This is a genomic window from Halorussus gelatinilyticus (assembly GCF_023238445.1).
GTDB lineage: Archaea > Halobacteriota > Halobacteria > Halobacteriales > Haladaptataceae > Halorussus > Halorussus gelatinilyticus.
The window spans coordinates 389,898-413,994 of record NZ_CP096658.1; the positions used below are offsets into that span (position 1 = coordinate 389,898).

Below are 24,097 nucleotides of genomic sequence, written 5' to 3' on the forward strand. Positions count from 1 at the left end.
GTCGTCAGCGCAGGTCGTTCGTCAGTTCCGCCATGTTCACGTCGTCGTCGGTGATGCCGCCCTCCTCGTGACTGGTGAACCGGATTTCGACTTCCTCGTACCGGATTACGATGGTCGGGTGGTGGAACTCCTCTTCGGCGAGTTCGCCGACTTCGCTGGCGAACGCGACGCCTTCGAGGTAGTCGTCGAACTCGTACACGCGGACGATTTCGTCGTCGATGCGCTCCCAGCCGTCCGGAAGTTGGGTCTCGATTTCGTCGTCGGAGAGTAAGTCTGCCATGGGTGGACGTTCGGCGTTCTCGGTCAAAAAGGTCGGTGGCGCTTTCCGCCGCACGTCCGAGGAGAGAGCAGTGATTCCGTTCGGGAACTACCGAGACGCTTCAGTCGTCGTCGGCGATCATCGCCTGCACGTCGTCGGGCATCTGGTCGGCCATCTCGTCGGGAATCTCGCCCCCGAACTGCTCGCGGACGAACTCGGGCGGTCGGGCCGACCCCTCGTCGGCCGAATCGCCGCGCTCGCCGAAGTCCGGGTCGAACAACTGGAGCGCCGTGTTGATGGTACCCCAGTCGTCGTCAGCGGCGGCGTCGCGCAAGCTCTCGGTCGGCGGCGCGAGAAGTTGCGAGACCAGCGCGTCGGCCATCGCGGCGACGACCTCCCGCTGGTCCTCCGAGAGGTCGCCGCGGGCGTCGAGTTTCGAGAAGGCTTCCGAGAGTTCGCGTTCCTTGACGCGCTCGGCGCTCTCGTACATCGCCGAGATGACCTCGTCGGCGCGCTTGCGCTTGTAGCTCTCCAGCAGGTGTTCGAACTCCCGGTCTATCATCGCCTCGACGGACTCGGCGGCGGCCCGGCGGCGGCGCTCGGTCGCGTCGGTCACCGACTCCAACGCCGCCATGCCGTGGAGGGTCACGCCGTCCACCGCGTCCGCGGCCGGCGACACGTCCCGCGGTTGGGCGATGTCCACGACGACGCTCTCGCCCGCGTCGCGGAGGTCCTCGGCGTCGAGGACGTGGCCCTCGCTTCCGGTCGCCGTGACGACCACGTCGGCCGCGTCGAGTGCCGAGGAGAGACCGTCGAGACCGACCGCTAACGCCTCGTCGTGAGCGACCGTCTCCGTGAGTTCGGTCGCGCTGTCGAGCGATCGATTGGCGACGTAGAGCGTCTCGACGTCGGCGTCGGCGAGCGCGTGGGCCGCGATGGTGCCCATCTCGCCCGCGCCGACGACCAGCGCCGTCGCCTCGGTCAGGGCGGTCCGCTCGTCCAGCAGGTTCACCGCCGCGCTCCCGACCGAGACGGCACCGTCGTTGATGGCGGTCTCGGTCCGGGCGCGCTCGCCGACGTGGATGGCCTTCGTCACGGCGTCGTCGAGCATCGGGCCGAGCGCGCCGACCTCGCGGGCCGACTCGTAGGCGTCCCGGACCTGTCCGAGAATCTGGTCCTCGCCGAGGACGAGCGATTCGAGTCCGGCCGCCACGCGCAGGAGGTGGCGGAGGCTCTCCTCGTGGCCCATCTCGACGACCGAGTGGCCGCCCACGTCGGGCGCGAAGTCGGCCAGCACGGCCCGGCCGGTCGCCGCGCCGTCGGTGACGACGTAGGTCTCGAACCGGTTGCACGTCTGGAGCGCGAACGCCTCGCGGACGCCCGGCACGTCGGCGAGTCGGCCCAAGACGGTCTCCGCGTCGGCGTGGCAGGCCGCCTCCACGTCGTCGAGGCTCGCGCGGTCGTGGCTGATTCGGATGCCCGAGACGACGCCGGTCGCCGCGCTCACGGGCACCGCCTCCCGAGTCGTGTGTCAGAGAGAGAGATTCCGAGAGTCATGTTGTCACCCTTGAGTTCCCGCCGTACCGCTCTTATCCGGGTCTTGGTACGGCCGGTACGTAAACCCTTCCAAACGCGACACGTCCTCGCACGTGGGTGCGCGTGCGCCGCCACCGGCGTTCGTTCTCGGGTCGCCCGCGCGACACGCCGCGAGGGTCGTCTCCGGGTCGCTCGCGCGGGACCGCTCGCCCACCGTCTCACCCCTCCACGCCGGTCACTTCGAAGCCGAGGCCCCGAATCCCGTCGAGGATGGCCTCGTGGTCGGCACTGGCCTCGTAGTAGAACACCACGTCGAAGGTGCCCTCGCGGAGGAGTTGCTGGCACTCCCAGACGAACGACTCGTCGTCCAGCGTCAGGCCCTGATGCTGGTTCGACGCGAAGTCGGTGTCGTCGGTGCCCGAGTAGACGAACGTGTCGGTCGGCTCGTGGCCCGCGTGTTCGGCGATGACGTCGCCCACGTCTACCGTCGCCTGATGCATCTCCGTCTCTTCGTCGCCCCCGAAGTCGGTGTGGACGACGGCCCCGTTGAGTTCGATGTCGCCGGGTTCGAGCAACTGCTTGGTCCGCCGGTAGAGGTCCTCGTCGAGTGCGTCTTCCATACTCGAAGCAAGCCGACCGCCCGTTAAACGCGCTACGGTTCCGCCGAGAACGTCCGATTTCGGTGCATCGCTCGGCGGCGGTCGAGTCGGCGTATCGCGCTATCGCGCCAGCGCTGCCGCTATCGGGTCGGCGTCAATAAAAGCTCAGTTCTACGCGATACGATTACAGGCGTTCGAGGTTCTTCGCGCGCGGACCCTTGTCCGCCTGCTCTATCTCGAACTCGACTTCCTGCCCCTCTTCGAGGTCGGGACCGCCGATGTCTTCCATGTGGAAGAACACGTCTTCGTCCTCGTCCTCAGTGTCGATGAAACCGTAACCGCCAGTGTCGTTGAAGAAATCAACCGTACCTTTCGCCATTGCGTCTGTCCAATGGCGTTCCACGCTTAAAAAGGTATGCACCGCACCGAACCTGGTCCAGCGAGACGGTCTCGCACGAACCGTGGTCAAAAGGCTAATTGCTCTCGGCAGTGTCGATGCCACTAACGGATGCTACAGTGGGCACAGCGGCGAGTTCAGGCAGCCTACGAGCGACTCCTCAGACGGGAAATCTCGGGCGCACCGACGCACGTCGCGGTCATTCAGGACGGGAATCGACGCTACGCCAGCAAACAGGGCGGCGACGCCCCCGACGGCCACCGCGCGGGCGCCCAGACGACCGAGCAGGTGTTACACTGGTGTCAGGAGATGGGAGTCGAGGAGCTGACGCTGTACACCTTCTCGACCGAGAACTTCGAGCGTCCCGACCACGAAAACGAGGCGCTGTTCGACCTGTTGGAGCGGAAACTGTACGAGTTCGGCGACGACGACCGCGTCCACGACGGCGAAGTCTGCATTCGGGTCATCGGCGACCGGGACGCGCTTCCCGAGCGCGTCCGAGAAGCCATCGACTACGCCGAGCGCCGGACCGAACACTACGACTCGTTCACCCTCAACGTCGCGCTGGCGTACGGCGGGCGGAACGAACTCCTCAACGCGGCCCGCGACGTGGCCAGCGCCGTCGAGGCGGGCGAACTCGACCCCGAGGACATCGACGTGTCGGCCATCGAGGACCGTATCTACGACTGCCCGGTCCGGGACGTGGACCTCATCATCCGGACCGGCGGCGACGAGCGCACCTCGAACTTCCTGCCGTGGCACGCCAACGGCAACGAGGCCGCGGTGTTCTTCTGCACGCCCTACTGGCCCGAGTTCTCCAAAATCGACTTCCTGCGGGGTATCCGGACCTACGAGTCCCGCGAGGAGTCGTGGCGACGCGCGAAGGCCAACCGCGCGCTGGCGCTGGTCCGAGAACTGGGCGGCGTGGAACTCGAAGAAGCCCGGAGCGTCATCGACCGCTTCCGGGGGAACCTGCCGGAGGAGTCGAGCGTCGAGGAGTTGGGAATCGAGGAGTTGGACGTGGACGGCGAGTCGTCGGTGGAGTAGCGGGAAGCCCCGCCTACCGCCCGAACCGCCGCTGTCGATTCTTGTAGTCCAGCAACGCCCGGAGGTACTCCCGCTTCCGGAAGTCCCGCCAGTTCACGTCGGTGAAGTACAGTTCCGAGTACACCGACTGCCAGATCATGAAGTCCGAGAGGCGCTCCGCGCCGGTCTTCAACACGAGGTCGGGGTTCTCGGGGAACACCAGATGCTCCTCGACTTCGGTCTCGTCCACCTGCTCGGGGCTGAGTTCGCCGTCCTGCACGTCCGCGGCTATCTTCTGGACCGCGCCCGCGAACTCGTGTTTACCGCCGAGACCGATGGAGACCTGAATCGGTGCGTCGGCGCGCTGGGTGTCATCCGGCCCGCGGACCGCCAACCGGCACGGGGTAGACACGTCTTCCAGTTCGCGCCGCAGGGTCGGGGCCGCCTCGGGGTCGAGGACGCTGACGTAGACGGTCACGCGCTCCGCGCCGTACTCGAAGGCCCACTCGAAGAACGCCTCCAGCGTCGCGTACGCGCCCTGTTCCAGCAGGTCGCGCTCGGTGATGATGACCGCGATGTGGTCGGGCGTGTCGGCGTCGTGCCTGCGGAGGCGGGCGGCGAGATAGCGGTCGTAGACTCCCACGCCCGAGGATTCGACGGCCACCGTCCTAAACGTCACGGACGACGACTCGTTCACTCCGCGGTGTCATTTCGCGCCGGATTCTCCGGAGGAGTCCAGAAGTGGAACCGTCGAAGTCGGAGAGAACCCGACGAAACCTGATGGAGACGAGAAGCTAGCTTCAGGCTTGAACGATGGAGTTGACCGCACCGCACAACACCGCGACGGCGGGCCGCGCCCGCACGCGCCGGAACGAAAATGGGCGGTTCCGCGGCGAAGCCGAGGGTCGAATCAGTCCGCACCGCGGTAAAATTCCGTCGTGTCCGAGCCGACGGAAAGCCGAACTCGATTCCCGAAACCCGCCGCTGTCGGGCGGTCGTCGGACGTTCGTCTGACGATTTCCGTTCCGAGGACGCCCGCCGCTTCGGGAGGATTAAGTGGGCGTCGGCGGAACGGGGGGATAACGTGACGACCAGAGTTCGGCGTGCGGCGGCATACGCCGTCGTCTCGACGCTGGCGCTCGCGGCACCCACGCTAGAGTGGGCGACCGCAGCGGTGTTCGGTGCAGTCGCCGTGGGCGCGCTCTCGGTCACCGACGGACCGGTGTTCGAGTGGTTCGCCCGCCCCGCGGACCGACAGGAGGGCCGTCTCCACGGCCTCGCGGCGTTCGGCTTCGCCGCGACCGGCATCGCGCTCCTCTCGTGGTTCGCGGGCTTGCCGGACCACGTTCTCGTCGCCAGCGTCCTCGTCGTCGGCTACGGCAACCTCGCCCAGCAGTTAGCGTGGCGCTTCGACGCCGAGCCGATTCTCCGAACCGGCGCGTTCGTCGCCGGGGCAATCGTCGCGGCCGTGGCGGGACAGGCCGTCGCGCTCGGCGTCGTCGGTATCGAGGTCACGCCCGTCCTGCCCGAAATCGTCTTTCTGGCGTCCAGCGGTGCCCTTCTGGCGGGACTGTTGCGCTCGGTGCTGTTCGCCCGCGACGACCCGCTGGTCATGCTCTCGGTGGCGTTCCTGCTGTGGCTGTTCGCCGACCTCGCGGTGATGGTCACCGTCGAGGGAATCGCGGTCGCGCTCGCGGTCACCGCGCTGTTCGGCTACGTCTCGTGGGCGCTCGACGCCGCCTCGATTCCGGGGATGATGACCGGCGCGCTGCTGGCGATGCTCACCATCGTCCTCGGCGGCTACGGCTGGTTCGCGGTCCTCATCGCCTTCTTCGGCATCGGGAGCCTCTCGACGAAGTTCCGCTACGAGGAGAAGGAGGCCCGCGGCGTCGCCGAGGAGAACGAGGGCGCGCGCGGGTCGGGCAATGTCCTCGGGAACGCGGCGGTCGCGCTCGTCGCGGTCCTCGCCTACGCCGCGCAGGACAAGTTCGCGGTCGGCGGTGAGGTGTTCCTGTTCGCGTTCGCCAGTTCCATCGCCACCGCGATGAGCGACACCCTCTCCTCGGAGATCGGCGGCGTGTTCGACGACCCGCGGCTCATCACCACGCTCGAACGCGTCGAACCGGGCACCGACGGCGCGGTGACGTGGCAGGGCGAACTCGCGGGCGCGGCGGGCGCGGCCGTCGTCGCGGCCATCGCGGCGGCCCTCTTCGGGAACGTCGGGGTGACCGGCGGTGCGGTGGTGGCCGTCGCGGGCGTCAGCGGCATGACGATGGACAGCCTGCTCGGCGCGACCCTCGAAGGCGACCGACTGGGCAATCAGGGCGTCAACTTCCTCGCCACGCTGACCGGCGCGCTCGTCGGCGCGGGTCTCGCGGTGGTCGTCCTGCCGTGATTCGACTCGCTCGCCCCGCGGACCGTGCAACTCTGCGCGAGATTCAGACCTACCTCCGGGAGCCGAATCCCGCGCTACTGGCCTACGCCATCGACGGCCCGCCGGTCGTCCTCGTCTCCGCGACGCCCGATGGCGACCTCGCGGGCTACCTCGTCGCGCTTCACGACGGGGAGACGAGTTACGTCGCGGAAATCGCCGTCGCGCCCGCGTACCGCCGGGAGGGGCGCGCTCGCCGCCTGCTGGCGGGGGCGTTCGATTTGCTCCGCGAGCGAGACTGCGCGACGATTCGGCTCTCGGTCCGTCCCGACAACGACGCCGCGAGACGCCTCTACGAGTCGATGGGGTTCGAGGAAGTCGGCCGAGAGGAGGGCTACTACGACGACGGGAGCGCGGCGATTACGATGCAGCGAGACCTCTAAGATAGCGATTTCTCCGGTTAAAATCGCCCGTTCACTAACCGCGGAGTTCTGACCGCCGCGGTGACACCGCGGTGGTCAGAACTGGTCGGCGGTCCGGACCCGCACGTTCGCGGGTCGCTTGACGAACTCCCCGCAGTCGCGCCCGACGACCTGTCCGACCCCGCGCTGGGCCGACACGTCGAGGAGGCGCTGGTCTACGGTCCCGTCCAACACGACCGCGAAGGGGGCCTCGTCGGCCGACTCCACGGCGTCGAAGGCGTTCTCGCCGGCGACCTCGGCGAGGACGCCGAACGACTCGTCCAACAGGCGCGCGGTCCCGGTCTCGCCGTCCACGACCGCCTCGACGTGGCCCTGCACGGTCGCTGGTTCTCTGGGCGTCTCGGCCGCGGCGTCCGGGGCCGACGCGGCCTCGGCCGTCCCTTCCGTGGCGGTTCCGGCGTCCGCGACCGCCTCGGCGTCGGCGGGAGCGCCGGCGGTTTCGGCGTCCGCACCGGCCAGCGACTCGGCGTCGTCTATCGTCTCGGCTTGGACCTCCGCCTCGATGCCGTCGAAGAGGTCCGACTCGCCGGCGTCAGCGGCGTCGCTCGCCGGGTCCGCGTCGGCCGACGCAGACTCGGCGGCGGTCGGTCGGTCGGTGTCGTCCGGCGTCGCGGGACCCTCCGGTCCGGTCTCGTCGCTCTCGGGTGCGGGCCGGGCGCTCCCGTCGGTCGCCGCGGGTCCGGCCTCGCTCGCGTCGGCGGACGTCGCGTCGGCGGTGGCTTCCTCGGCCGACCCGTCCGCTTCGTCGGCCTCCTCGCCGACCATCGACTCGTCGAAGGGTCGCTTGCTCCGGAGCGCCGACATGACCTCGTGGCGCGCCAAATCCTCGACGGACTGATTCGCGGGCGCGAACGCCACGTAGTCGATGTCGCCGACCTGTGCGAGTTCCTTCCGGATGAGGTCGCCCCCGCGGTCGCCGTCGAGGAACGCGGTGACGGTCCGGTTCTGGGTGAGGTCGGCCACCGCGTCGGGAACGTTGGTGCCCTCGACCGCGACGGCGTTCTTGACGCCGTAGCGGAGGAGATTCAGCACGTCTGCCCGGCCCTCGACCACGATGATGGCGTCGCTGTCCTCGACGCGCGGGCCGGCGGGCAGGCCCTCGTACTCCGCGATGTCTTCGACGCGGACGCTCTGGCGGACCTCTTCGAGGATTTCCCGAGAGGTCATCACGTCCTCGTCGAACGAGTCGGTGAGCAGTTCCTTCGCGCGCTCGACTACCTTCCGGCGCTTGGCGGCGCGCACGTCCTCGATGCCCGCGGTGGCGACGGTGGCCCGACAGGGGCCGACCCGACTGATGGTTTCGAGCGCCGCCGCGAGGATGGAGGTCTCTACCTTGTCGAGACTCGACGCGATGGTGATGGTCCCGAACGACTGTCCGTTCTCGCTGTCGATGTCCACGTCGATGCGGCCGAGCTTCGAAGACTGCTGGAGGTCCCGGAGGTCTAAGTCGTCGCCGAGCAGGCCTTCGGTCTGGCCGAAGACCGCGCCGACGACGTCACTCCGCTCTACCACCCCGTCGGCAGTGATGTCCGCGTGAATGACGTATTTGGCTGTGTCGTCCATGAGTGATGAACTGCCCCGGTGAGGGGCGTGATGGTGATGAGTCCATGAGCGTCGCGGCCATGGATGTTTTAAAATCGTACGGCCTGACTGAAATACCTGTCGTCAGCAGAACTGTTTACGCCTATTCCTTTACCGATTTTTGATAGTTCTCCCCGGAGCGGCCGTCATCGTAAAGGCCGTCTCGGGCATCAGTTCGCCCGTACAGACGATGCGCGTCCTCTTCGTTCCGGAACTCTATCGCCCCGACGACGCGACGGCCAACGGCACGCTCAACGACGCGGTGGCGCTGGTCGAGGAGTGGCTCGCCCGCGACGACTCGCTTCACGTCTACTGGCTCCTCGCACCGCCCGAAGTGGCGAACTACGACCCCGAGTACGTCCTCGCCGACCGCGAACGCGTGACCCTCGTCGCGGCCGACCCGTTCATGCACGGCCACGAACACGAGGACGCCTTCTCCGAGACGGGCTACACCGAGGCCCAGTTCCGAGCCATCGAGGAGGAAATCTTCGACCAATCGGGCTACGTGGACGTGGTAATCGACCAGCAGGTGACGGGGCGCTACGACATCTACAAGTGGCTCCACCGCCTCGGCGGCGGGCCGGACGCGGCGGTCCGACCGACCGAACTCGTCGGCTACGTCCACGACCTGCGACTCCCGTTCAAGCGCCACGGCCGCGAGATGCCCGACGGTGCCGCGATGTACGCGGAGATGGCCGCGACGACCTACACCGACGGTCTCTGGTTCAAGGCGGGCGTGGACGCCGAACGACTGCACGAGTACGGCACTGCGGTCCTGAGCGACGAGTTGCTGGACGAACTCGTCGGTGACGCGCTCGAAACCGGGAGTCCCCTCGACTTCGAGGAGTTCACCGAGGAGTACGCCGACGACCCCGAGCGCCTCCACGTCGCGGGGTCGGGGTGGGGCAAGAAGAACCTCGACGTGGTGCTGGACGCCGCGGAGACGCTGTATCGGGAGTTCGGGATTCGCACGCTGATGACGAACATGGACCCGATTCCGGACGGGATGGCCGACCGCGAGTTCATGGACGCCTTCCCCGAATGCTCCCGCGAGCGCTACGAGTCGGTCCTCGACGCCGGCGACCTCGCGGTCGTCGCCTCGGACCACGAGACGATGCCCCGGACGCCCTTCGAGCAGGCCGCCAGCGGGCAGGTCCTCGTGGTGCGCGACGAACCGTGGGCGTACGACTGCGTGCCCGAGGACTACCGACTCGCCGGGAGTCTGGACGAACTGGAAACCCTCGCGGTCCGCGCGGTCCGCGACTGGGACGAGGCGGTCGCCGAGAACCGCCGGATGGTCGAACACCTGCGCGACGTTCGCGGGCCGGAGCAGTGCGGCCGCCGGACCCACCGCGACCTCCGCGAGCGCGTCGAACGGCGGGTCGAGTCGTTCGCGGACGGCGACGACGAAACGCTCCCGCGAGCCGTCGAATCGGCGACTCGCCGATTCGACGGCGGAGTTCCGCTGGACGACCTCCGAGAGCGAGTCGCCGAGCGCGTCGGCGAGGCTGTCGAAGACGCTACCGTCACGGACCTCGTGTACGCACTCCGGTCGCTCGGCTACGCCGACGCCGGGAATCCGGGGACGCCGGTGTTCGTCCGGGCGGAGTAGTCCGTCGAGCGCGGCGACGGTGCGACGCTCCGCCGCCGCACAGCGACGCATCGTCCCGCCGCCGCGAGAGGTGTCTGCGAACCGAAATTCTCACCTCGCCGGGCCGAGCATCACCGCCATGCACCGCGCTCTCCGCTACGCCATCGCGCTCCTCGTCGCGGCCGTCGTGACCGGCGGCGTCGCGCTCGTCACGCCGTTCTCCGCGAATCGGGCGCTTCTCCTCGTCGGCATCGCGCAGGTGTACGGCGTCGGGACCGCTATCCTCCTTCGGTATCCGTCGGCGATGTGGGGGTCCGGCGGCGGGAACTGGGTCAGCGCCGCGTTCGGTGGCGTGACGACGTTCGGCACGCTGAGTCTCTTGCAGGGAATCGACGGCGGCGAGAACCTCGCCGCGGCCGCACTCGGGTGGGGACTGGTCGCGTTCGGGTTCGTGGCCGGCGTCGCCTACGAGCGCGAGGAGAGCGCGGAAGACGGAGACCGGTAGCGCCGTCCGACTACTCGACCAGTTCTGCCAACCGCTCCGCACCGTGGGCCAGCGACGCCTCGGGGTCGGTCGGCTCGTCGTGTTCGTATATCAGCCACTCGGTCCCGGCGTCGCGGGCGGCCGCGACGCAGGCGTCGATGTCGAGGTCGCCCTCGCCCAACTCGACCGGCGTGGTGTCGGCCACGTCCTTGACGTGGACCAGCGGAGCGCGCCCCCGGAGACCCCGGAGGAGTTCGGCGGGGTCCCGGCCCGCGGCGGTCGCCCACCCGACGTCGAGTTCGAGGTCGAAGTCCGTCTCGTCGGCGAGCAGGTCGAACGCGTTCCCGTCGTCGCCGACGTCCGTGAACTCGTGGTCGTGGTTGTGGTAACCCAGCGACGCGCCCGCCTCGTCCACTCGCCCGGCGAGCGTCTGGAGGCGACGCGCGGTGTCGGTGACGGCGGTCTCGCTGGCGAACTCGGCGTCGTCCAGATACGGTACGACGAGGCGGTCGCAGTCGAGTTCGCGGTAGGTCTCGACGACGCCCTCGGGGTCGGCTTCCAACTCCTCGATGCCGACGTGCGCTCCCGCGGCGTCGAGTCCGGCGTCGTCCAGCGCGTCGCGGATGTCGTCGGGGTCCGAATCGCCCAATCCCGCGAACTCGACGCCCTCGAACGCCGTTTCGCCGACGCGCCGCAGGAGGTCGGGGAGTGAATCGTCGAGTTCGCGGAGCGTGTAGAGCTGAATCGCTGGTCGCATGGCGAGGGCTACGGCGTGGCGTTGTAAATCGGTTGTTGCGTCGTGCGGTGGTCTCGGTGACGAGTCGAGTCGTCCCGACGCGAGGCACCAGCTATTACTCGCTCTCCGTGCTTGGCGAAGCCATGACCGACGAGCCGACAGTGCTGATTCCCCACTACGTCTCGAAATCGGCGCGCGACGGTCTCTCGGCAGAACTGGCCGACCTGCGCCCGGACCTCTACCTCTCGGTGGCCGCGACGCCGCCCGAGACCGACGAGCAGTTGTCGCGCGCCGAGGTGGTGCTGACGGGGCGCTTTCCGGCCGAGAAACTCGACGCCGCACCCGAGTTGGAGTGGGTGCAGGCGCTGTCGGCGGGCGTCGATAGCTTCGACCGCGAGGCGCTCTCGGACGCCGGGGTCGCGCTGACCAGCGCCTCCGGAATCCACGCCGAACCCATCGGCGAGCAGGTGCTGGCCTACCTGCTGACGTTCGAGCGAAACGTCCAGAAGGGGATGAACCAGAAACACCGGGGCGTCTGGGAGAACTACGGCGGCCGGGAGTTGCGCGACGAGACCGTGGGGATTCTGGGCCTCGGAGCCATCGGCGGCCGGGTGGCCGAACTCGCGTCGGCGTTCGGCACGCGCGTCGTCGGCACCAAGCGCAATCCGGAGTCCGCGCCCGACGCGGTGGACGAGGCGTACGGCCCGGACGGTCTCTACGACGTACTGGCCCAGTCGGACTACGTGGTCGTCGCAGTCCCGCTGACCGACGAGACCCGCGGGCTGGTCGGCGAGGAGGAGATTCGGACGATGCAGTCCTCGGCGGTCCTCGTCAACGTCGCTCGCGGCGAAATCGTGGACGAGGCCGCGCTGACTACTGCACTCCAGCAGGGCCACCTGCGCGGCGCGGCCCTCGACGTGTTCGAGGAGGAACCGCTCCCCGCCGAGTCGCCGCTCTGGGACCTCTCGAACGTCGTCATCACGCCCCACATGGCCGGTTCGACGCCCCACTACTACGACCGGTGTGCGAGCCTGTTCGCCGAGAACTACGAGTGGTTCGTGGCGGGCGAACTGGACGCGATAGAAAATCGGATGGTCTGACAGAGGTCCGACCCGACCGCATTCTGACACAGAATTTATCAGTAGCCGACGAGACCCGCCGAGTGATGGATGACTTCGGTCGGCGCGACTGGTTGCGGGGCGTCGGTCTCGGACTCGGGGTTGGAATCACAGGAACCGCGGCTGGAAAAACGCTACCGGGCCGAAAGTTACCGAAGCCGTGGACGCCCGACCACGGCACGTGGGCGACGCCCCGGTTCGACCCGAAAAACACGGCTTACTCCGTGAATGCAACGCCGCCGACCGACTCGCCGACGGTGGCGTGGACGGCCGACGTCGGGACCGAAGTTCGGTCGATAGCCGTCACCGACGGAATCCTCTTCGTCGGCGGCGAGAAGGCCGTCGTCGCGCTCGACGCCGAGTCGGGGACCGAACGGTGGCGTCACCGCGGAACCGCTGGCACAGTCGCAGTCCGCGACGGCACGGTCTTCGCTGGTGGTCACGACGACGAGTACAGCGCGCGAGCGCTGGCCGCGGCCGACGGCTCCGTCGAGTGGGCCAACGAAAGGCAATACGAGCGGTGCTACCACCTCCTCCCGGCCGAGGACTGGCTGTTCGTCGGCGCACACTCCGAAGTCCGCGCGCTCGAACGTGACAGTGGCGAGGTCCGGTGGCGATTCCCGACAGGTCTCGGCGACCGCGGCGTCGCGCTGGCCGACGGTCGGGCCTACGTCGGGCAACCCGGCCCGGCGGTCGCGCTCGAATCCCGACCCCTGCTCGGCGAACTTACCCGCGACCGGCCTCGCGTCGCGTGGGAATCGCCCGGTCCCGCGTTCGGCCTCGCGCCGGTACGAGTCGGCGGCCACGTGGTCGTCGCCGACGGCGAAGACGGACCGTACAACGGCGGTCACGCGGGGTACCTGTACGCGTACGACGCCGACTCCGGGGCGGAGCAGTGGCGGCAGAAAGTCGAAATGAACGCGCTCGCACCCGCCGTTCACGGCGACACTCTCTTCGCGCCGGGACTGACTTACGACGACGTAGCCCGACCCGGCGTCGTCCGCGCGCTCGACGCCCGAACCGGGGCAGTCCTGTGGTCTACCCGGCTTCCGCGGTGGCCCTCGGGTGCGTTCGGCGCTGGCGATTTGCTCCTCGTCGGCGGCGGAAATCGAGGGACGCCCGGTGTCACTGCGCTCGACGCCGAGACGGGGGGCGAGCGGTGGACCGTCGAGACCGACGACGACACCGACGCGCTCGCGCCGGTCGGTGACACCGTGTTCGCCGGTAGTCGGGCGGGTACGGTGTACGCGATTCGGTAGAAGCGCTCGAATCGGACGTAGTTTCAAGGTCCAGTCTCCCGTTTTCGAGAGCGTTCGGACCCATGCGCGTACTCATCGTCCCGGAACTCTATCGACCCGACGACGCGACGGCCAACGGCACGCTCAACGACGCGGTGGTGTGGGTCGAAGAGTGGCTGGACATCGACCCGGACCTCCACGTCTACTGGCTCCTCGCGCCGCCCGAAGTGGCGAACTACGACCCCGAGTACGTCCTCGCCGACCGCGAGCGCGTCACGCTCATCGAGGCCGAACCGTTCATGCACGGCCATCGCCATCGGGGCGCGTTCACCGAATCGGGCTACAGCGAGGCGCAACTCGAAGCCCTCGCGGAGGCGACCTACGACCGGTTGGGCTACGTGGACGTGGTCGTCGATCAACTCCGGCGGGGGCGCGCGGACCTCGCGAAGTGGCTGTTCGCGCTCGACGGCCACCGGGTCGGCCAGCCGTGGCCCGTGGACGTCGTGACCAACGTCCACGACCTCCAACTCCCGTTCAAGTACGCCGACACTGGGTGGCGCGACGAGTTCCAGCGCCGCACCGAAATCGCCGACGCCGTGCTGAGCGACGGGATGTGGTTCAAGGCCGCAGTCGATTGGGAGGGCCTGCGCGACAACGGCCACGAGTTCTTACAGGAGTCGGTGGTCGATTCGGCGCTCGACGACGCGGTCCAGACCGGGAGTCCCATCGACTTCTCGCGGTTCGAGGCCGACTACGGCGACGAACCCGAGTATCTCCACGTCGCGGGGTCGGCGTGGGACAAGAAGCAGGTCGGCACCGTGATGGAGATAGCCGAACTGCTCCACGAGAAGTTCGGCATCCGGACCGTGATGACCAGCATGGGCAAGATTCCCGCGGAGTACGCCGACCTGCCGTGGGTCGAGGCGTACCCGAAGGCCACCCGAGCGGAGTTCGAGGCGGCGCTCCGGAAGGGTGACCTCTGCATCTCCGCGACCGAGTACGAGACGCTGGCCCGCACGTGGTTCGAGCAGGCCGGGAGCGGGCAGGTACTGATAGCGCGCAACCAACCGTGGATATACGACGCTATCCCGCGGGACTACGAGTTGGCCGGGAGCATCGAGGAACTGCCGGACCTCGCGGTCCGGGCGGTCGAACACTGGGACGAGGCGACCGAGGAAGCCCGGCGGATGCTCGACTACGCCAAGCGGATTCGGGACCCGGAGCAGTCGGGCCGGCGGACATACGACGACATGGCCGACCGCGTGGCGAGCAAGGTCGAGGCCTACGACCCCGACGAGAACGACGCCGTCGTCGGGGAGGCGCTGGAACGGGTCGGCGATTCGGTCGCGCTGGACGAGTTGAACCGCGCGAGCGCCGACGTCACCGACGACGGCGAGCCGATTCTTGCCGGCGCGTGCGCCCTGAGCGAGGTCGTCTTCGCGCTCCGGCGTCGGGGGTACGCCGACACCGGACGCGGGGGAACGCCCGTCTTCGAGAAACGAGAGTGAAGCGACTCTCTCATCGTTCGTCGTCGGGTCGCTCCGCTCCGCCGTCGGTCGAGCGCTCCCGGCGCGGGAGCCCCGAGACGGGAGCGCGAACGCGGTCGCGGAGACGACGGTGTGCAGTCCAGGCGTCCCGAGCCTGGGAGTCCCGAGTCCGGGAATCCGCGTCGTGACCGCGCGACGCAGACTCGCCGAACACGCCCGAGACGGGGGTGTCTGGTTCGGTGTCGAACTCGCCGCGCTCGACCAGTTCCGGCACGATGACGCGGACGAAATGGACGACCAGCACGAGGAGCAACGGTCCCAGAAACAGCCCGTACCAGCCGAACAGCACCGGGCCGAGGACGTACGCGAGCATCACGAGCCCGGTGTGGAGGTCACGTCCCGAGACGTAGGGCCGCAGGACGAGTTCCGGAATCGTGTCCACGACGACGAACGCGACCAGCAGGAAGACGACCGGGAACCACAGCAACGCGGGGTTCGTCACGCCCGCGACGACCGCGAGGACGAGTCCGAGCGGGACGTACACCAGTTTCATCCCGACGACCGGAATCAGGCTGGCGAGACCGGTGAGCAGGCCGAGCAGGGTCGGCGAGGGGACCGAGACCGCGGCCGGGGCGACTATATCGAGCAGATTGTAGCTGATGGCGGCGAGGATACCGATGACGAAGGCGGTCAGGATGTTGCCGAAGTAGACGGTTTCGAGGTCGTCGTCCACGGCCTGCGCGAACGCGAGCGTCGGACTGTCCTCGTCGACGACTTCGGTCCGGAACCACGACGCGAGTCGGTGGTCGTCCCGGAGCAGGTAGAACGCGACCACGAGCGTGATGACGATGCCGAGCGCGGCGCTGGCCGCGATGCCGAGGACGGTGACCAGCGACGACAGAATGTCGCGGGCCGTCTCGGCCCCGCGTTGGGCGGCGAACTGCTGGAGGTCCGCCTGCAGTTGTTGGGGAGTCGTCTGGAGGAGCGCGAGCAGTTGCTGGGGGTCGAACAACTGCGACAGGTCCACGCCAGGGCCGAGGACGCCTTCGAGTTCCTCGACACCGACTCCGGCGAGCGAACTCAGTTCGCTGACGCTCACGACCACGGTGTAGCCCAGCACGACGAGTCCCGGCAACGCCAACCCGAGCAAGGCCGTCGCGGCGGTCAGCGTCCGCTGGTGTAACCGTCCGAGGAGTCGGCGGTACATCGGCCGGGTCGCGTAGTAGACGAACAGTCCCAGCAGGAAGGTGCCGAGGAACGCCGAGACGACGTAGCCGAGCGCGGCGAGCAGTACGACTGCGACCAGCCACCACGCGATGCGCTCGCGGTCGAACGAGAACTCTCGTACCCAGCTCATATCCCGACCTTAGGTGCCCAGACGTAAGTCGCTCGGGGGCAGGACTGAATCGGCCACCGAGTTCCTCGGAGGACCGCAGTGTCGCTACGTTTCGTCCCGGCGCTTCTCTTTCCCCTTCTCACCGAGGTAATAGCCGAAGAGCAGGAACAGCGTCATGATGGCGACGACGACGACGTAACCCGGCTCGACGAGGGTATCGAGCGTCGCCTTCTGCGGTGCGAACACGTAGACCCAGCCGAGACTTCCGACGAGAAGGACGGTGAAGGCGGCGAGTATCAGTCGAAACGAGGGAGGCCACGAGTCAGTCACGAATCGGAGTTCTCCGCGCACGTAGAAAAGGATTTCTACATATATTAAATTCTATATAGGATAGAAGCAATATAGAAAAATATACTTTTTACTTTGAGAATAGGAAAATTTAATATCCTTCTACGCCACCTGATAGTCGGATGTCTGACAAAGAACTCCTCGGCGACGGACTCAACCGCCGTAAATTCACCAAACTAGTTGCTACTTCCAGTACTGCCGTCAGTTTCGGACTCTCGGGAATTGCCGGTGCTGACGAGGGCAACAGCGACCGAGTCGAACTGCGGAAAGTCGAGAGCGACGCCGAGCAGGACCGAGCGGCCGCCGCCGTGTCGAGCGAGTACGGCCAGCAGATGGTCTCGGTACTGAACAATCCGACTCCGTTCACCGACGAGGCGAAGCGCGTCGATATCCTCGTCGACGGTGAGCGGATCAGTCACACCATCGACGTTCCGACCGAAGCCGGTGTGTTGAAGGTCGGTTACGAGGGCGAGACGCCTATCACCGGTCTCTTCGACCTGGACCGGGAAGCGCTCCCGAAGGGACAGCGCAAGAAGGTCTCGGCGAAGGTCGGTTGGCCAGAGGGGACGTCGGGGTTCCTCGTTCTACACGACCCGTCGGACGAACCGACGTTCACCCGTAGCGTCACCGACGAGGAACGGCGAAAGCTGACGGCCCTTACCGGCGAAGACGGGGCTCCCGTTAGCGTCGGTGCGAAAGCGACGCCGCGAGGGTCTGGCGTGGGCGCGACCGAAGGCGGATACGAAGTCGCGTACGAACACAAGGTCTACCGAATCGACCGGGCGATTCAGACGGTCGAGTCCGTCGAGGAGTCTTCGGGGGGAGTCTCGATTCAGGGCAAGTGCGTCAACAAGGGGTCGCTGTGCCTCATCGACATCGCGATGGCCTCGCCCCACTGCACGCTGGCGGGAATGGCGTGTTCGATAACCGGGCCCGCCTCTCTCGGCTGTCTCACAGCAGTCGCGTCCTTCTGTCTCCCCAACATCGCGCTCATCTACGTCTCCGGGAACTGTTCGTACGTAGCGAAGAACTGCCTCTGAGCGAGAGTTCGGGGCGCACGGCCCGCGAGAACGAGCGTCGACCGACCCGTCCTGTTTCGAATCGTTCGAAGACGACTATCAGAACAGCGGTTCGCCCATCGTCTCGCGGCCGAACGCGAGGACGAGCAGTCCGCCGAGGACGAATGCGACAGCGAGCGGGAGGAGCGCCCACAGGTAGCCGGTCTCCACGAGTGCACCCGCCAGAATCGGCCCGATGACCGCACCGATTTTGCCGACGCCGCCCGCGAACCCGTTGCCGGTGGCCCGGACCTCGGTCGGGAACAGTTCGGGGGTGTAGGCGTAGATGGCACCCCACGCGCCGAGCGTGAAGAAACTCGCCGCGAGCAGGCCGCCGAAGAACGGCCAGAAGCCCGAGAGTCCGGCACCGAACAGCGAGACGTCGGGCATCGAGGCCGCGAAGACGAACGTGAACAGCCCCGAGAGGACGAGGTAACTCCCGAGCGTGGGCTTGCGGCCGATCTTCTCCACGAGGTACGCGGCGCTGAAGTAGCCGGGGAACTGGACCAGCCCGATGAGCAGGAAGTAGACGTAGAGGCTGTCTATCGTCGCTCCGGCGACGGTCACGCTCTCGACGACGCCCGCCGCGCCGACCGTCTGGGGGAGCCAGATGAACACGCCGTAGTAGCCGAAGTTGACCGCGAACCACGCGAGCGCTATCATCACCGTCCGCTTGCGGAGGTCGGTCTCGAAGAGCCGCGAGTAACTCGGCGGTTCGCCGATTTCCACCGAGTTGGCCGAGATGGGCGTGAACTCCTCGTCGTTCTCCTCGGCGATTTCGCGGATTCGGTCGTTGGCTCCCTCCACGTCGCCCTTCTGAGCGAGGTAGTAGGGCGTCTCGCGGAGTTGGCTCCGGATGACGAACACGAGGAGCGCTGGGAACGCCGCGCTGGCGAACAGGAGTCGCCAGCCGGCGACCTCGCCGAGGAGCGGCACCCCGACCGTCCCGCCGGTCGAGAGCGCCGAGAGGAACAGCCACGCCAGTCCGACCGCGAAGACGTTGCCGAGCGGCCAGAATGCGTCGAGGTAGACGAGGTAGCGCCCGCGCCGGTCGGTCGGCAGGTGTTCCGAGAGGTAGGAAGTGTCCACCGCGAGCGCGCCGCCCAACCCGACGCCGGTCAGGAACCGGAGCGCGAACCCGGAGTAGAAGCCGGTGGCGAGCGCGGTCAGTCCGGCGAACAGCGAGTAGGTCAGGACGGTCCACTGGAAGGCGTCGATGCGGCCGTGTTCGTCGGCGTACCGACCCCACGCCCAGTTGCCGAGTATCATCCCCATCAGGCTCGCGCTCCCCAGCAGTCCGGCCGCGAGACCGGTCAGTCCCCACGCCGAGATGAGGACCGGGAGCGTGAAGCTGATGATGATGACCTCCATCCCGTCGAAGGCCCACGCGCTCCCGCAGATGGCCAGCAGTCTGCGGTGGAATCGCCCGACTGGAATCCGGTCCATCACCTGCGAGACGCTCACTCGCTCGTCCGTGGATACGCCCTTTGCCATCTTTTCGCACCCTCTGTTCGGGATTCGGTATCGAACGCACTTAAGACCGGGGAAATCGGAGAACGGTTTCCGGTTTTGAAGAACTTTCGTCTTCAATCCGGTCGCCGACCGCCCCGACTCCACCCGGCGGGTCGGCGCGCGACGACCGCAGCCTCGATAGAAAGGATATAAGTACGACCGAGGCCGATTTCTCGGGTATGAAAGACCAAGGACGTTCCACGCGGAAGCGTACCGGCGGACGACTCCGACCGTCCCACAAGAAGAAGAAGCACGAACTGGGCCGCCAGCCGACCGAGACCACCGTCGGCGAGACCAAGCTCCGAACCATCGACGCCCGCGGTAACACCGAGAAGGTCCGCGCGCTCTCGACGGACGTGGCCAGCGTCGCCGCGGACGGCGAGACGGTGCAGGCCGAGATTCAGGACGTCGTGGAGAACGACGCCAACCCGAACTACGTCCGACGGAACATCGTCACCAAGGGCGCGCTCGTCGAGACCAGCGAAGGTCGCGCTCGCGTCACCTCCCGTCCGGGCCAGACCGGCAACGTCAACGCCGTCCTCGTGGACGAATAACGCGATTCCCGACCCGACTTTTCACTCGCACCCGACCGACTCGGCGACCGCGCGCAGTTCCGCCTCGCCGAACTCGTCGGTGAACTGCTGGACGCTCACCCGATAGACGTAGCCGTCGCACTCCCAGACGAGTTTTCCGCCGGACTCCTCGGCGACGTAGCGCGCGTCGCGGTCGCCGACCGTCGTCGCGTTCCCCGCGGTCAGGTCGTACTGCGACTCGTTCTCGGCCTTCCGAATCGAGAGGACGTTTTCGAGGCTCCCGTTCTCGGCGTCGTGGTAGGCCATCGCCACGTACTCGCTGCCGGCGAGTTCCATCACGATACCGCTCTCGAACGCGAAGGGTGCCGAGACGTTCGGCTTCGGTACCGAGAAGGAGGTGTTAGCCGCGAGCGCCTCGTGGGTGTAGTACGTCCGGTGGCGGGGCGGTTCGGCGGTCGTGGTCGTCGTCATTTCGGTAGTCCGTGCCTCTGTCGTCGTCTGCGTCCCCTCCGTCGTCTGTCTCTCGGCCGTCGTTTCGGTCGCCGTTGCAGGGGTCTCCGTCGCCGTCGTCTCGGTCGTCGTGGACTCCGGCGCACCGCCGGCACCGCCGAGACAGCCGGCGAGGACGAGCGAACACGCGAGCGCGGCGACCACGAGGCGACGATTCATCGGGTCACCTCCCGCGGCCGGGGTCGCAATTGCGGACTCGATTCGACGGGACGACGCTGTCGAGCGGGGTCAGGGCAGTTCATCTGTCGAACCTCGCTCTCACTTCGCCCCGACCAGACATGTTCGGTCCGGTAGTTATCGGGCGTCGGGAACCGGGGCGACGATTTATATGTTAGAAGATAGTAGTTTTCCAGTCGATAGTTCAGACGCCGACGCCGTCCTCGACGGACTCCAGTCCGGCGTCGGTGATGCGGAACTGGACCTTCTCGCCCGCGGGCTTGGCGCGGTGTTTTTCGAGCGTCGCGCGGCGGTTCCCCCCGCGGAATCGCTCGATGCGGACCACCGTTCCCGTCCAGTGTTCGAGGGTGTGGCCCCCGAGCGGTCGGGCGCGGTCGCCGTCGGGGTCGGTGTAGACCTGATTCGTCAGGACGACGGCGAGGTCGTGCTTGCGCGCCAGCGAGAGGAGGTGGGTGACCTGACTGGCGACTTCGCGGAGGGCTTCGCCGCCCTCCTCGTCCTCGGCGCGTTCGAGGCGGTAGAACCCGGTCGCGCTGTCGAGGACCACGAGGTCGGCCCGCTCCGCCAACTCCGCGGTGTCCCGGACGGCCTCCTCTTGCTCCGCGAAGTCGTAGGCCTCCTTGACGATGATGCGGGAGGTCAACTCCTCCACGTCGTCCGCGCCGCTCGCGGCGTCCACGCGTGCCTCCGCGACCTGCTGGAAGCGCGCCAGCGACAGGCCCTCGGTGTCGATGTACACCGCGGTACCGCCGTCGGCGGCGACTTCGACCGCCGCGCCCAAGGCGACGTTCGTCTTGCCCGCCGCGGGCGGGCCGTAGACCTGGGTGACGGTCCCGGCCTCGAACCCGCCGCCCAGTAGCTCGTCGAGCGGCCCGCACCCGGTCGGGATAAACTCCTGATTCACGAGCGAGGGTTGGGCCTACCCCGCCAAAAGGTTCCGGATTCGCGTCAGCGCGTCGGTTGACTCTCCGGCGTTCGAGGTTCGACGTCCGACGTCGGATGTTCGACGTCCGCCGTCCGGTGTCCAGCGCCCGGCGTCGCGAACCGCGAAATACAATCTCGAAAGTATAACTTAGACAACTACTATCGTGCTACTTATGCTCTCGAACGGTGATATCACTTCTAGCATGATTGTAGCGACCGTCTTGGAGTGCCCCCAGTGCGTCGAGGAGAACCACGCGGAGTTCACCGGGGAACTCGTGGACGGCGACGGCGTCTGGCGCATGCGATGCTGTGGCGCGCTCGCCGACGGACCGCACCCCGAGGCGGCCTGAGTCGGACGGAATCGAAGTCGGACGCAGGCGCGGGTCGGACGTGAGCACGAGTCGGACGAGGGTTCGATTGACACCCGGACCGCCACGAGCGCGCTTCCCGCGACCGGGTAGAGCGAGCTTTTTCACCCCGCACGTCGAACCACCGCGCAGTGACAGTCGTCGTCGCCACCGAGAACTTCGAACTGTACCACGGCGTGGTCAACGAGTTGCGCGACCGGGGCGTGACCTTCACCACGGTCGAACCGGGCGACTCGTTCCCGGACGGTGCGAAGGTCCTGATTCGCGCCGAGGGCGACGAGGGTTTCGGGGCCGACGAGACCGACGAAATCGACCCCTCAGACGTCGAGACTATCGTCGCGGACCCCGAGAACCCTCGGCCCGCGGTGGACGAGGCCCTCGCTCGCCTGCGCGGGGGCGAGGGCCGGACCGTCGTCGGCGTGGACCCCGGCACGCGACCCGGCATCGCCGTCCTCTCGGGCGACGTGGTGGTCGCGGCGTTCCACGTTCCCCTGGCCGACGTGGCCGAGACCGTGCGCCGCGAGGTCGAAGACGCCGTGGACCCCGTGGTCCGCATCGGCGACGGCGCGCGCTTGCAGGGCGCGCAACTCGTCCGCGAACTGGAGGAGGTGACGGTCGAACTGGTAGACGAGACCGGGACGACGCCCTATCTCGGCACCGGCGCACGGGGGATGGGCGACGTGCTCGCCGCGGTGAACATCGCCCGACTGGAGGGCGAGCGCGTCGAAGGCCGGGAGATAGAACCGACCGCCGGCGAGCTACAGGTCATCCAGAACAAGTCGCGCGAGCGGGCCGAGGACAACCGCGAAATCGACGCGGACCTGGCCCGGCGCGTCGCCGCGGGAGACCTGACGCTGGAGGAAGCGATGGACGAGCACCGGAACGGCGGCGAGTGAGCAAATTCCGTGGAAGCGGCTGCTAAACGGTTCTATTCGTCGCGCGCCGCGCGTTCCGCGCGGCGCATCACCTCGCGGACTGGGACGCCTGCTCCGCGCGCGATGGCAGCGCAGTCGTCGTACTCCGCGCTCACGTCGTAGACCTCGCCCGCGTCGTCGCTGGCGAGTTTGACCGCGACCTCGTAGCGTTCGCCGTCCAGTTCGACGGCGACCTCCTCGAACTCCCGATTGGCTATCCAGCGGTGGGTCGCGCCCGCCTGCCGAACCCCGAGCGTGCCGGTCTCCTCGGCGAGTCGGCGCGCGACGGCCTCGGCGTCCTCGGGCTTGCAGATGACCTTCACGAGGTGGCCCGGCCGTGACTTCTTCATCGTCAGCGGGACGACGGAGACGTCGCGCGCACCGACCTCGGCCAGCGACTCCTGCAATCCGCCCAGAATCTCGGGCGGCGCGTCGTCCAGATTCGTTTCGAGGACGGCCACGTCGTCGCGGACGAGGCTCCCAGCGTTCGAGGCGCTTCGCGCCTCGCTCTCGCCGACCATCGCCCGGAGGACGTTCGGGTGGTCGGGGAAGTCGTACCCGCCCGCGCCGTAGCCCGAGTCCTCGATTCGGAGCGACGGCAGGGACTCGACGCCCTCGGCGTAGTGAGCCAGAATCGCCGCGCCGGTCGGCGTTAGCAGTTCGGCCTCGACGGGGCCGCCCCGGAGCGACCAGTCGGCGCGTTCGGCGATTTCGACCACCGCGGGCGTCGGCACCGGATACGTGCCGTGGCTCATCTCGACCTCGCCGCCGCCCGTCGCCAGCGGCGTTGTCACGACGCGCTCCGGAGACAGGTCGTCCGCGAGGAGCGCCGCGCCCACCACGTCGGCGATGGCGTCGTCCGCGCCGACCTCGTGGAAGTGTGTCGATTCCAGGTCGGTTCCGTGGACGCTCGCCTCGGCCTCGCCGAGGAGTTCGAAGATGGAGCGGGCGTCGGCTTCGACGCCTTCCGGGAGGTCCATCGACTCGACGATTTCGACCACCTCGGGGTAGGTCCGGAGCGGGCCGGAGCCTTCGGCGTGGTGGTCGTGGGAATCGTGACGGTGCGGGTGGTCGTGACCGTGGTCGTGGTGGCCGTGCTGGTCGTCGTGGGAATGGTCGTGGCTGTCGTGAGAATCGTGGGCGTGGTCGTCGTGAGAACGGTCATGACCGTGGTCACCGTCGCCGTGGTCTGCGTGCGAGTGGCCGTCGTCTCCGTCGCGGTCCCGACTCCCGTCGGTCTCCGGACTCCCCTCGTCGTCCAGCAGCACCGACACCGTGGTCGAGGCGATGCCGTTCTTGTCGGTCTCACCGACCTCGTAGCGTACCGGCAAGGCCGCTTCGACCGGCGCGAGCGCGTCGCGGTCCGCCCCTGCCGCGAGCAGGGCCGCGAGTATCATGTCGCCACTCGCGCCCATCCGACCGTCGAATGCGAGCGTCTTCATGGGGGAGCGTGGGTCGTTCGGAGCGAAAAAGCCGGTGGTTGTCGGCGTCGCGTGACTGCCGACGCGCTCG

General features: G+C 67.7%; 25 protein-coding genes. 12 read left to right on the forward strand and 13 right to left on the reverse strand.

Annotation, left to right across the window (positions count from 1 at the left end):
• Positions 1-4 precede the first annotated feature (4 nt).
• The 4 genes from M0R88_RS02025 to M0R88_RS02040 all read right to left on the reverse strand — a co-directional run bounded on the left by M0R88_RS02025 (position 5) and on the right by M0R88_RS02040 (position 2,773).
• Positions 5-280, reverse strand: coding sequence for a 4a-hydroxytetrahydrobiopterin dehydratase (locus M0R88_RS02025; protein ID WP_248655300.1), 276 nt, complete (start codon positions 278-280; stop codon positions 5-7).
• Between the two features lie 100 nt (positions 281-380).
• On the reverse strand, positions 381-1,766 hold the full coding sequence (hemA, locus tag M0R88_RS02030; protein ID WP_248655301.1) for a glutamyl-tRNA reductase: 1,386 nt from the start codon (positions 1,764-1,766) through the stop codon (positions 381-383).
• 247 nt (positions 1,767-2,013) lie between these two features.
• On the reverse strand, positions 2,014-2,415 hold the full coding sequence (locus M0R88_RS02035) for a DUF5778 family protein (protein ID WP_248655302.1): 402 nt from the start codon (positions 2,413-2,415) through the stop codon (positions 2,014-2,016).
• A gap of 163 nt (positions 2,416-2,578) precedes the next feature.
• A complete protein-coding gene (locus tag M0R88_RS02040) occupies positions 2,579-2,773 on the reverse strand; it encodes a cold-shock protein (RefSeq protein ID WP_248650910.1) in 195 nt (64 codons plus the stop codon).
• A 129-nt stretch (positions 2,774-2,902) separates the two neighbouring features.
• Between M0R88_RS02040 and uppS the strand changes: the two genes are divergently transcribed.
• Positions 2,903-3,838, forward strand: a complete 936-nt coding sequence (uppS, locus tag M0R88_RS02045) for a polyprenyl diphosphate synthase (RefSeq protein ID WP_248655303.1) — start codon at positions 2,903-2,905, stop codon at positions 3,836-3,838.
• A gap of 13 nt (positions 3,839-3,851) precedes the next feature.
• Here the strand turns inward: uppS and M0R88_RS02050 are convergent, their stop codons facing one another.
• A complete protein-coding gene (locus tag M0R88_RS02050; RefSeq protein WP_248655304.1) occupies positions 3,852-4,460 on the reverse strand; it encodes an undecaprenyl diphosphate synthase family protein in 609 nt (202 codons plus the stop codon).
• A gap of 441 nt (positions 4,461-4,901) precedes the next feature.
• On the opposite strand from M0R88_RS02050, the gene M0R88_RS02055 reads away from it, so the two are divergent.
• On the forward strand, positions 4,902-6,212 hold the full coding sequence (locus M0R88_RS02055; protein ID WP_248655305.1) for a DUF92 domain-containing protein: 1,311 nt from the start codon (positions 4,902-4,904) through the stop codon (positions 6,210-6,212).
• Entirely contained in the window at positions 6,209-6,631 is a 423-nt protein-coding gene (locus tag M0R88_RS02060) for a GNAT family N-acetyltransferase (RefSeq protein ID WP_248655306.1), read from the forward strand. Before M0R88_RS02055 ends, M0R88_RS02060 begins: the two co-directional genes overlap by 4 nt.
• A gap of 75 nt (positions 6,632-6,706) precedes the next feature.
• Here the strand turns inward: M0R88_RS02060 and dnaG are convergent, their stop codons facing one another.
• Positions 6,707-8,233, reverse strand: coding sequence for a DNA primase DnaG (dnaG, locus tag M0R88_RS02065; RefSeq protein ID WP_248655307.1), 1,527 nt, complete (start codon positions 8,231-8,233; stop codon positions 6,707-6,709).
• A 139-nt stretch (positions 8,234-8,372) separates the two neighbouring features.
• Between dnaG and M0R88_RS02070 the strand changes: the two genes are divergently transcribed.
• Both M0R88_RS02070 and M0R88_RS02075 read left to right on the forward strand, forming a co-directional pair.
• Entirely contained in the window at positions 8,373-9,863 is a 1,491-nt protein-coding gene (locus tag M0R88_RS02070) for a hypothetical protein (RefSeq protein WP_248655308.1), read from the forward strand.
• 118 nt (positions 9,864-9,981) lie between these two features.
• The gene (locus M0R88_RS02075; protein ID WP_248655309.1) at positions 9,982-10,347 is read left to right on the forward strand and encodes a hypothetical protein; all 366 of its coding nucleotides are present in this window, start codon (positions 9,982-9,984) and stop codon (positions 10,345-10,347) included.
• Between the two features lie 10 nt (positions 10,348-10,357).
• Here M0R88_RS02075 and M0R88_RS02080 read toward each other — a convergent pair whose 3' ends face one another.
• Positions 10,358-11,083, reverse strand: a complete 726-nt coding sequence (locus M0R88_RS02080) for a sugar phosphate isomerase/epimerase family protein (RefSeq protein ID WP_248655310.1) — start codon at positions 11,081-11,083, stop codon at positions 10,358-10,360.
• Positions 11,084-11,205: 122 nt separating this feature from the next.
• Between M0R88_RS02080 and M0R88_RS02085 the strand changes: the two genes are divergently transcribed.
• The 3 genes from M0R88_RS02085 to M0R88_RS02095 all read left to right on the forward strand — a co-directional run bounded on the left by M0R88_RS02085 (position 11,206) and on the right by M0R88_RS02095 (position 14,926).
• Positions 11,206-12,162: a D-2-hydroxyacid dehydrogenase gene (locus tag M0R88_RS02085; RefSeq protein ID WP_248655311.1), complete on the forward strand. Its 957-nt coding sequence runs from the start codon at positions 11,206-11,208 to the stop codon at positions 12,160-12,162.
• A 65-nt stretch (positions 12,163-12,227) separates the two neighbouring features.
• Positions 12,228-13,439, forward strand: a complete 1,212-nt coding sequence (locus M0R88_RS02090; RefSeq protein ID WP_248655312.1) for an outer membrane protein assembly factor BamB family protein — start codon at positions 12,228-12,230, stop codon at positions 13,437-13,439.
• A 62-nt stretch (positions 13,440-13,501) separates the two neighbouring features.
• Entirely contained in the window at positions 13,502-14,926 is a 1,425-nt protein-coding gene (locus tag M0R88_RS02095; RefSeq protein WP_248655313.1) for a hypothetical protein, read from the forward strand.
• A gap of 10 nt (positions 14,927-14,936) precedes the next feature.
• On the opposite strand, the gene M0R88_RS02100 is transcribed toward M0R88_RS02095, so the two are convergent.
• Both M0R88_RS02100 and M0R88_RS02105 read right to left on the reverse strand, forming a co-directional pair.
• On the reverse strand, positions 14,937-16,262 hold the full coding sequence (locus M0R88_RS02100) for an AI-2E family transporter (protein ID WP_248655314.1): 1,326 nt from the start codon (positions 16,260-16,262) through the stop codon (positions 14,937-14,939).
• 84 nt (positions 16,263-16,346) lie between these two features.
• Entirely contained in the window at positions 16,347-16,571 is a 225-nt protein-coding gene (locus M0R88_RS02105) for a hypothetical protein (protein ID WP_248655315.1), read from the reverse strand.
• A 140-nt stretch (positions 16,572-16,711) separates the two neighbouring features.
• On the opposite strand from M0R88_RS02105, the gene M0R88_RS02110 reads away from it, so the two are divergent.
• Positions 16,712-17,629 carry a hypothetical protein gene (locus M0R88_RS02110; RefSeq protein WP_248655316.1) on the forward strand — a complete coding sequence of 306 codons (918 nt, stop codon included), beginning with the start codon at positions 16,712-16,714 and terminating at the stop codon, positions 17,627-17,629.
• Positions 17,630-17,707: 78 nt separating this feature from the next.
• Here M0R88_RS02110 and M0R88_RS02115 read toward each other — a convergent pair whose 3' ends face one another.
• Positions 17,708-19,141, reverse strand: coding sequence for an MFS transporter (locus M0R88_RS02115; RefSeq protein WP_248655317.1), 1,434 nt, complete (start codon positions 19,139-19,141; stop codon positions 17,708-17,710).
• A gap of 197 nt (positions 19,142-19,338) precedes the next feature.
• Here M0R88_RS02115 and M0R88_RS02120 point away from each other — a divergent pair, with 197 nt between their 5' ends.
• Positions 19,339-19,713 carry a 30S ribosomal protein S8e gene (locus M0R88_RS02120; RefSeq protein ID WP_248655318.1) on the forward strand — a complete coding sequence of 125 codons (375 nt, stop codon included), beginning with the start codon at positions 19,339-19,341 and terminating at the stop codon, positions 19,711-19,713.
• A gap of 21 nt (positions 19,714-19,734) precedes the next feature.
• Here the strand turns inward: M0R88_RS02120 and M0R88_RS02125 are convergent, their stop codons facing one another.
• Positions 19,735-20,361 carry a hypothetical protein gene (locus M0R88_RS02125; RefSeq protein ID WP_248655319.1) on the reverse strand — a complete coding sequence of 209 codons (627 nt, stop codon included), beginning with the start codon at positions 20,359-20,361 and terminating at the stop codon, positions 19,735-19,737.
• 202 nt (positions 20,362-20,563) lie between these two features.
• Positions 20,564-21,283: a DNA repair and recombination protein RadB gene (gene radB, locus M0R88_RS02130; RefSeq protein WP_248655320.1), complete on the reverse strand. Its 720-nt coding sequence runs from the start codon at positions 21,281-21,283 to the stop codon at positions 20,564-20,566.
• 193 nt (positions 21,284-21,476) lie between these two features.
• Between radB and M0R88_RS02135 the strand changes: the two genes are divergently transcribed.
• Positions 21,477-21,653: a hypothetical protein gene (locus M0R88_RS02135; RefSeq protein ID WP_248655321.1), complete on the forward strand. Its 177-nt coding sequence runs from the start codon at positions 21,477-21,479 to the stop codon at positions 21,651-21,653.
• A gap of 149 nt (positions 21,654-21,802) precedes the next feature.
• Positions 21,803-22,567 (forward strand): hypothetical protein, encoded by a 765-nt coding sequence (locus M0R88_RS02140; RefSeq protein ID WP_248655322.1) that lies wholly within the window; start codon positions 21,803-21,805, stop codon positions 22,565-22,567.
• Positions 22,568-22,599: 32 nt separating this feature from the next.
• Here M0R88_RS02140 and larC read toward each other — a convergent pair whose 3' ends face one another.
• On the reverse strand, positions 22,600-24,027 hold the full coding sequence (gene larC / locus M0R88_RS02145; protein ID WP_248655323.1) for a nickel pincer cofactor biosynthesis protein LarC: 1,428 nt from the start codon (positions 24,025-24,027) through the stop codon (positions 22,600-22,602).
• Positions 24,028-24,097: the final 70 nt, after the last annotated feature.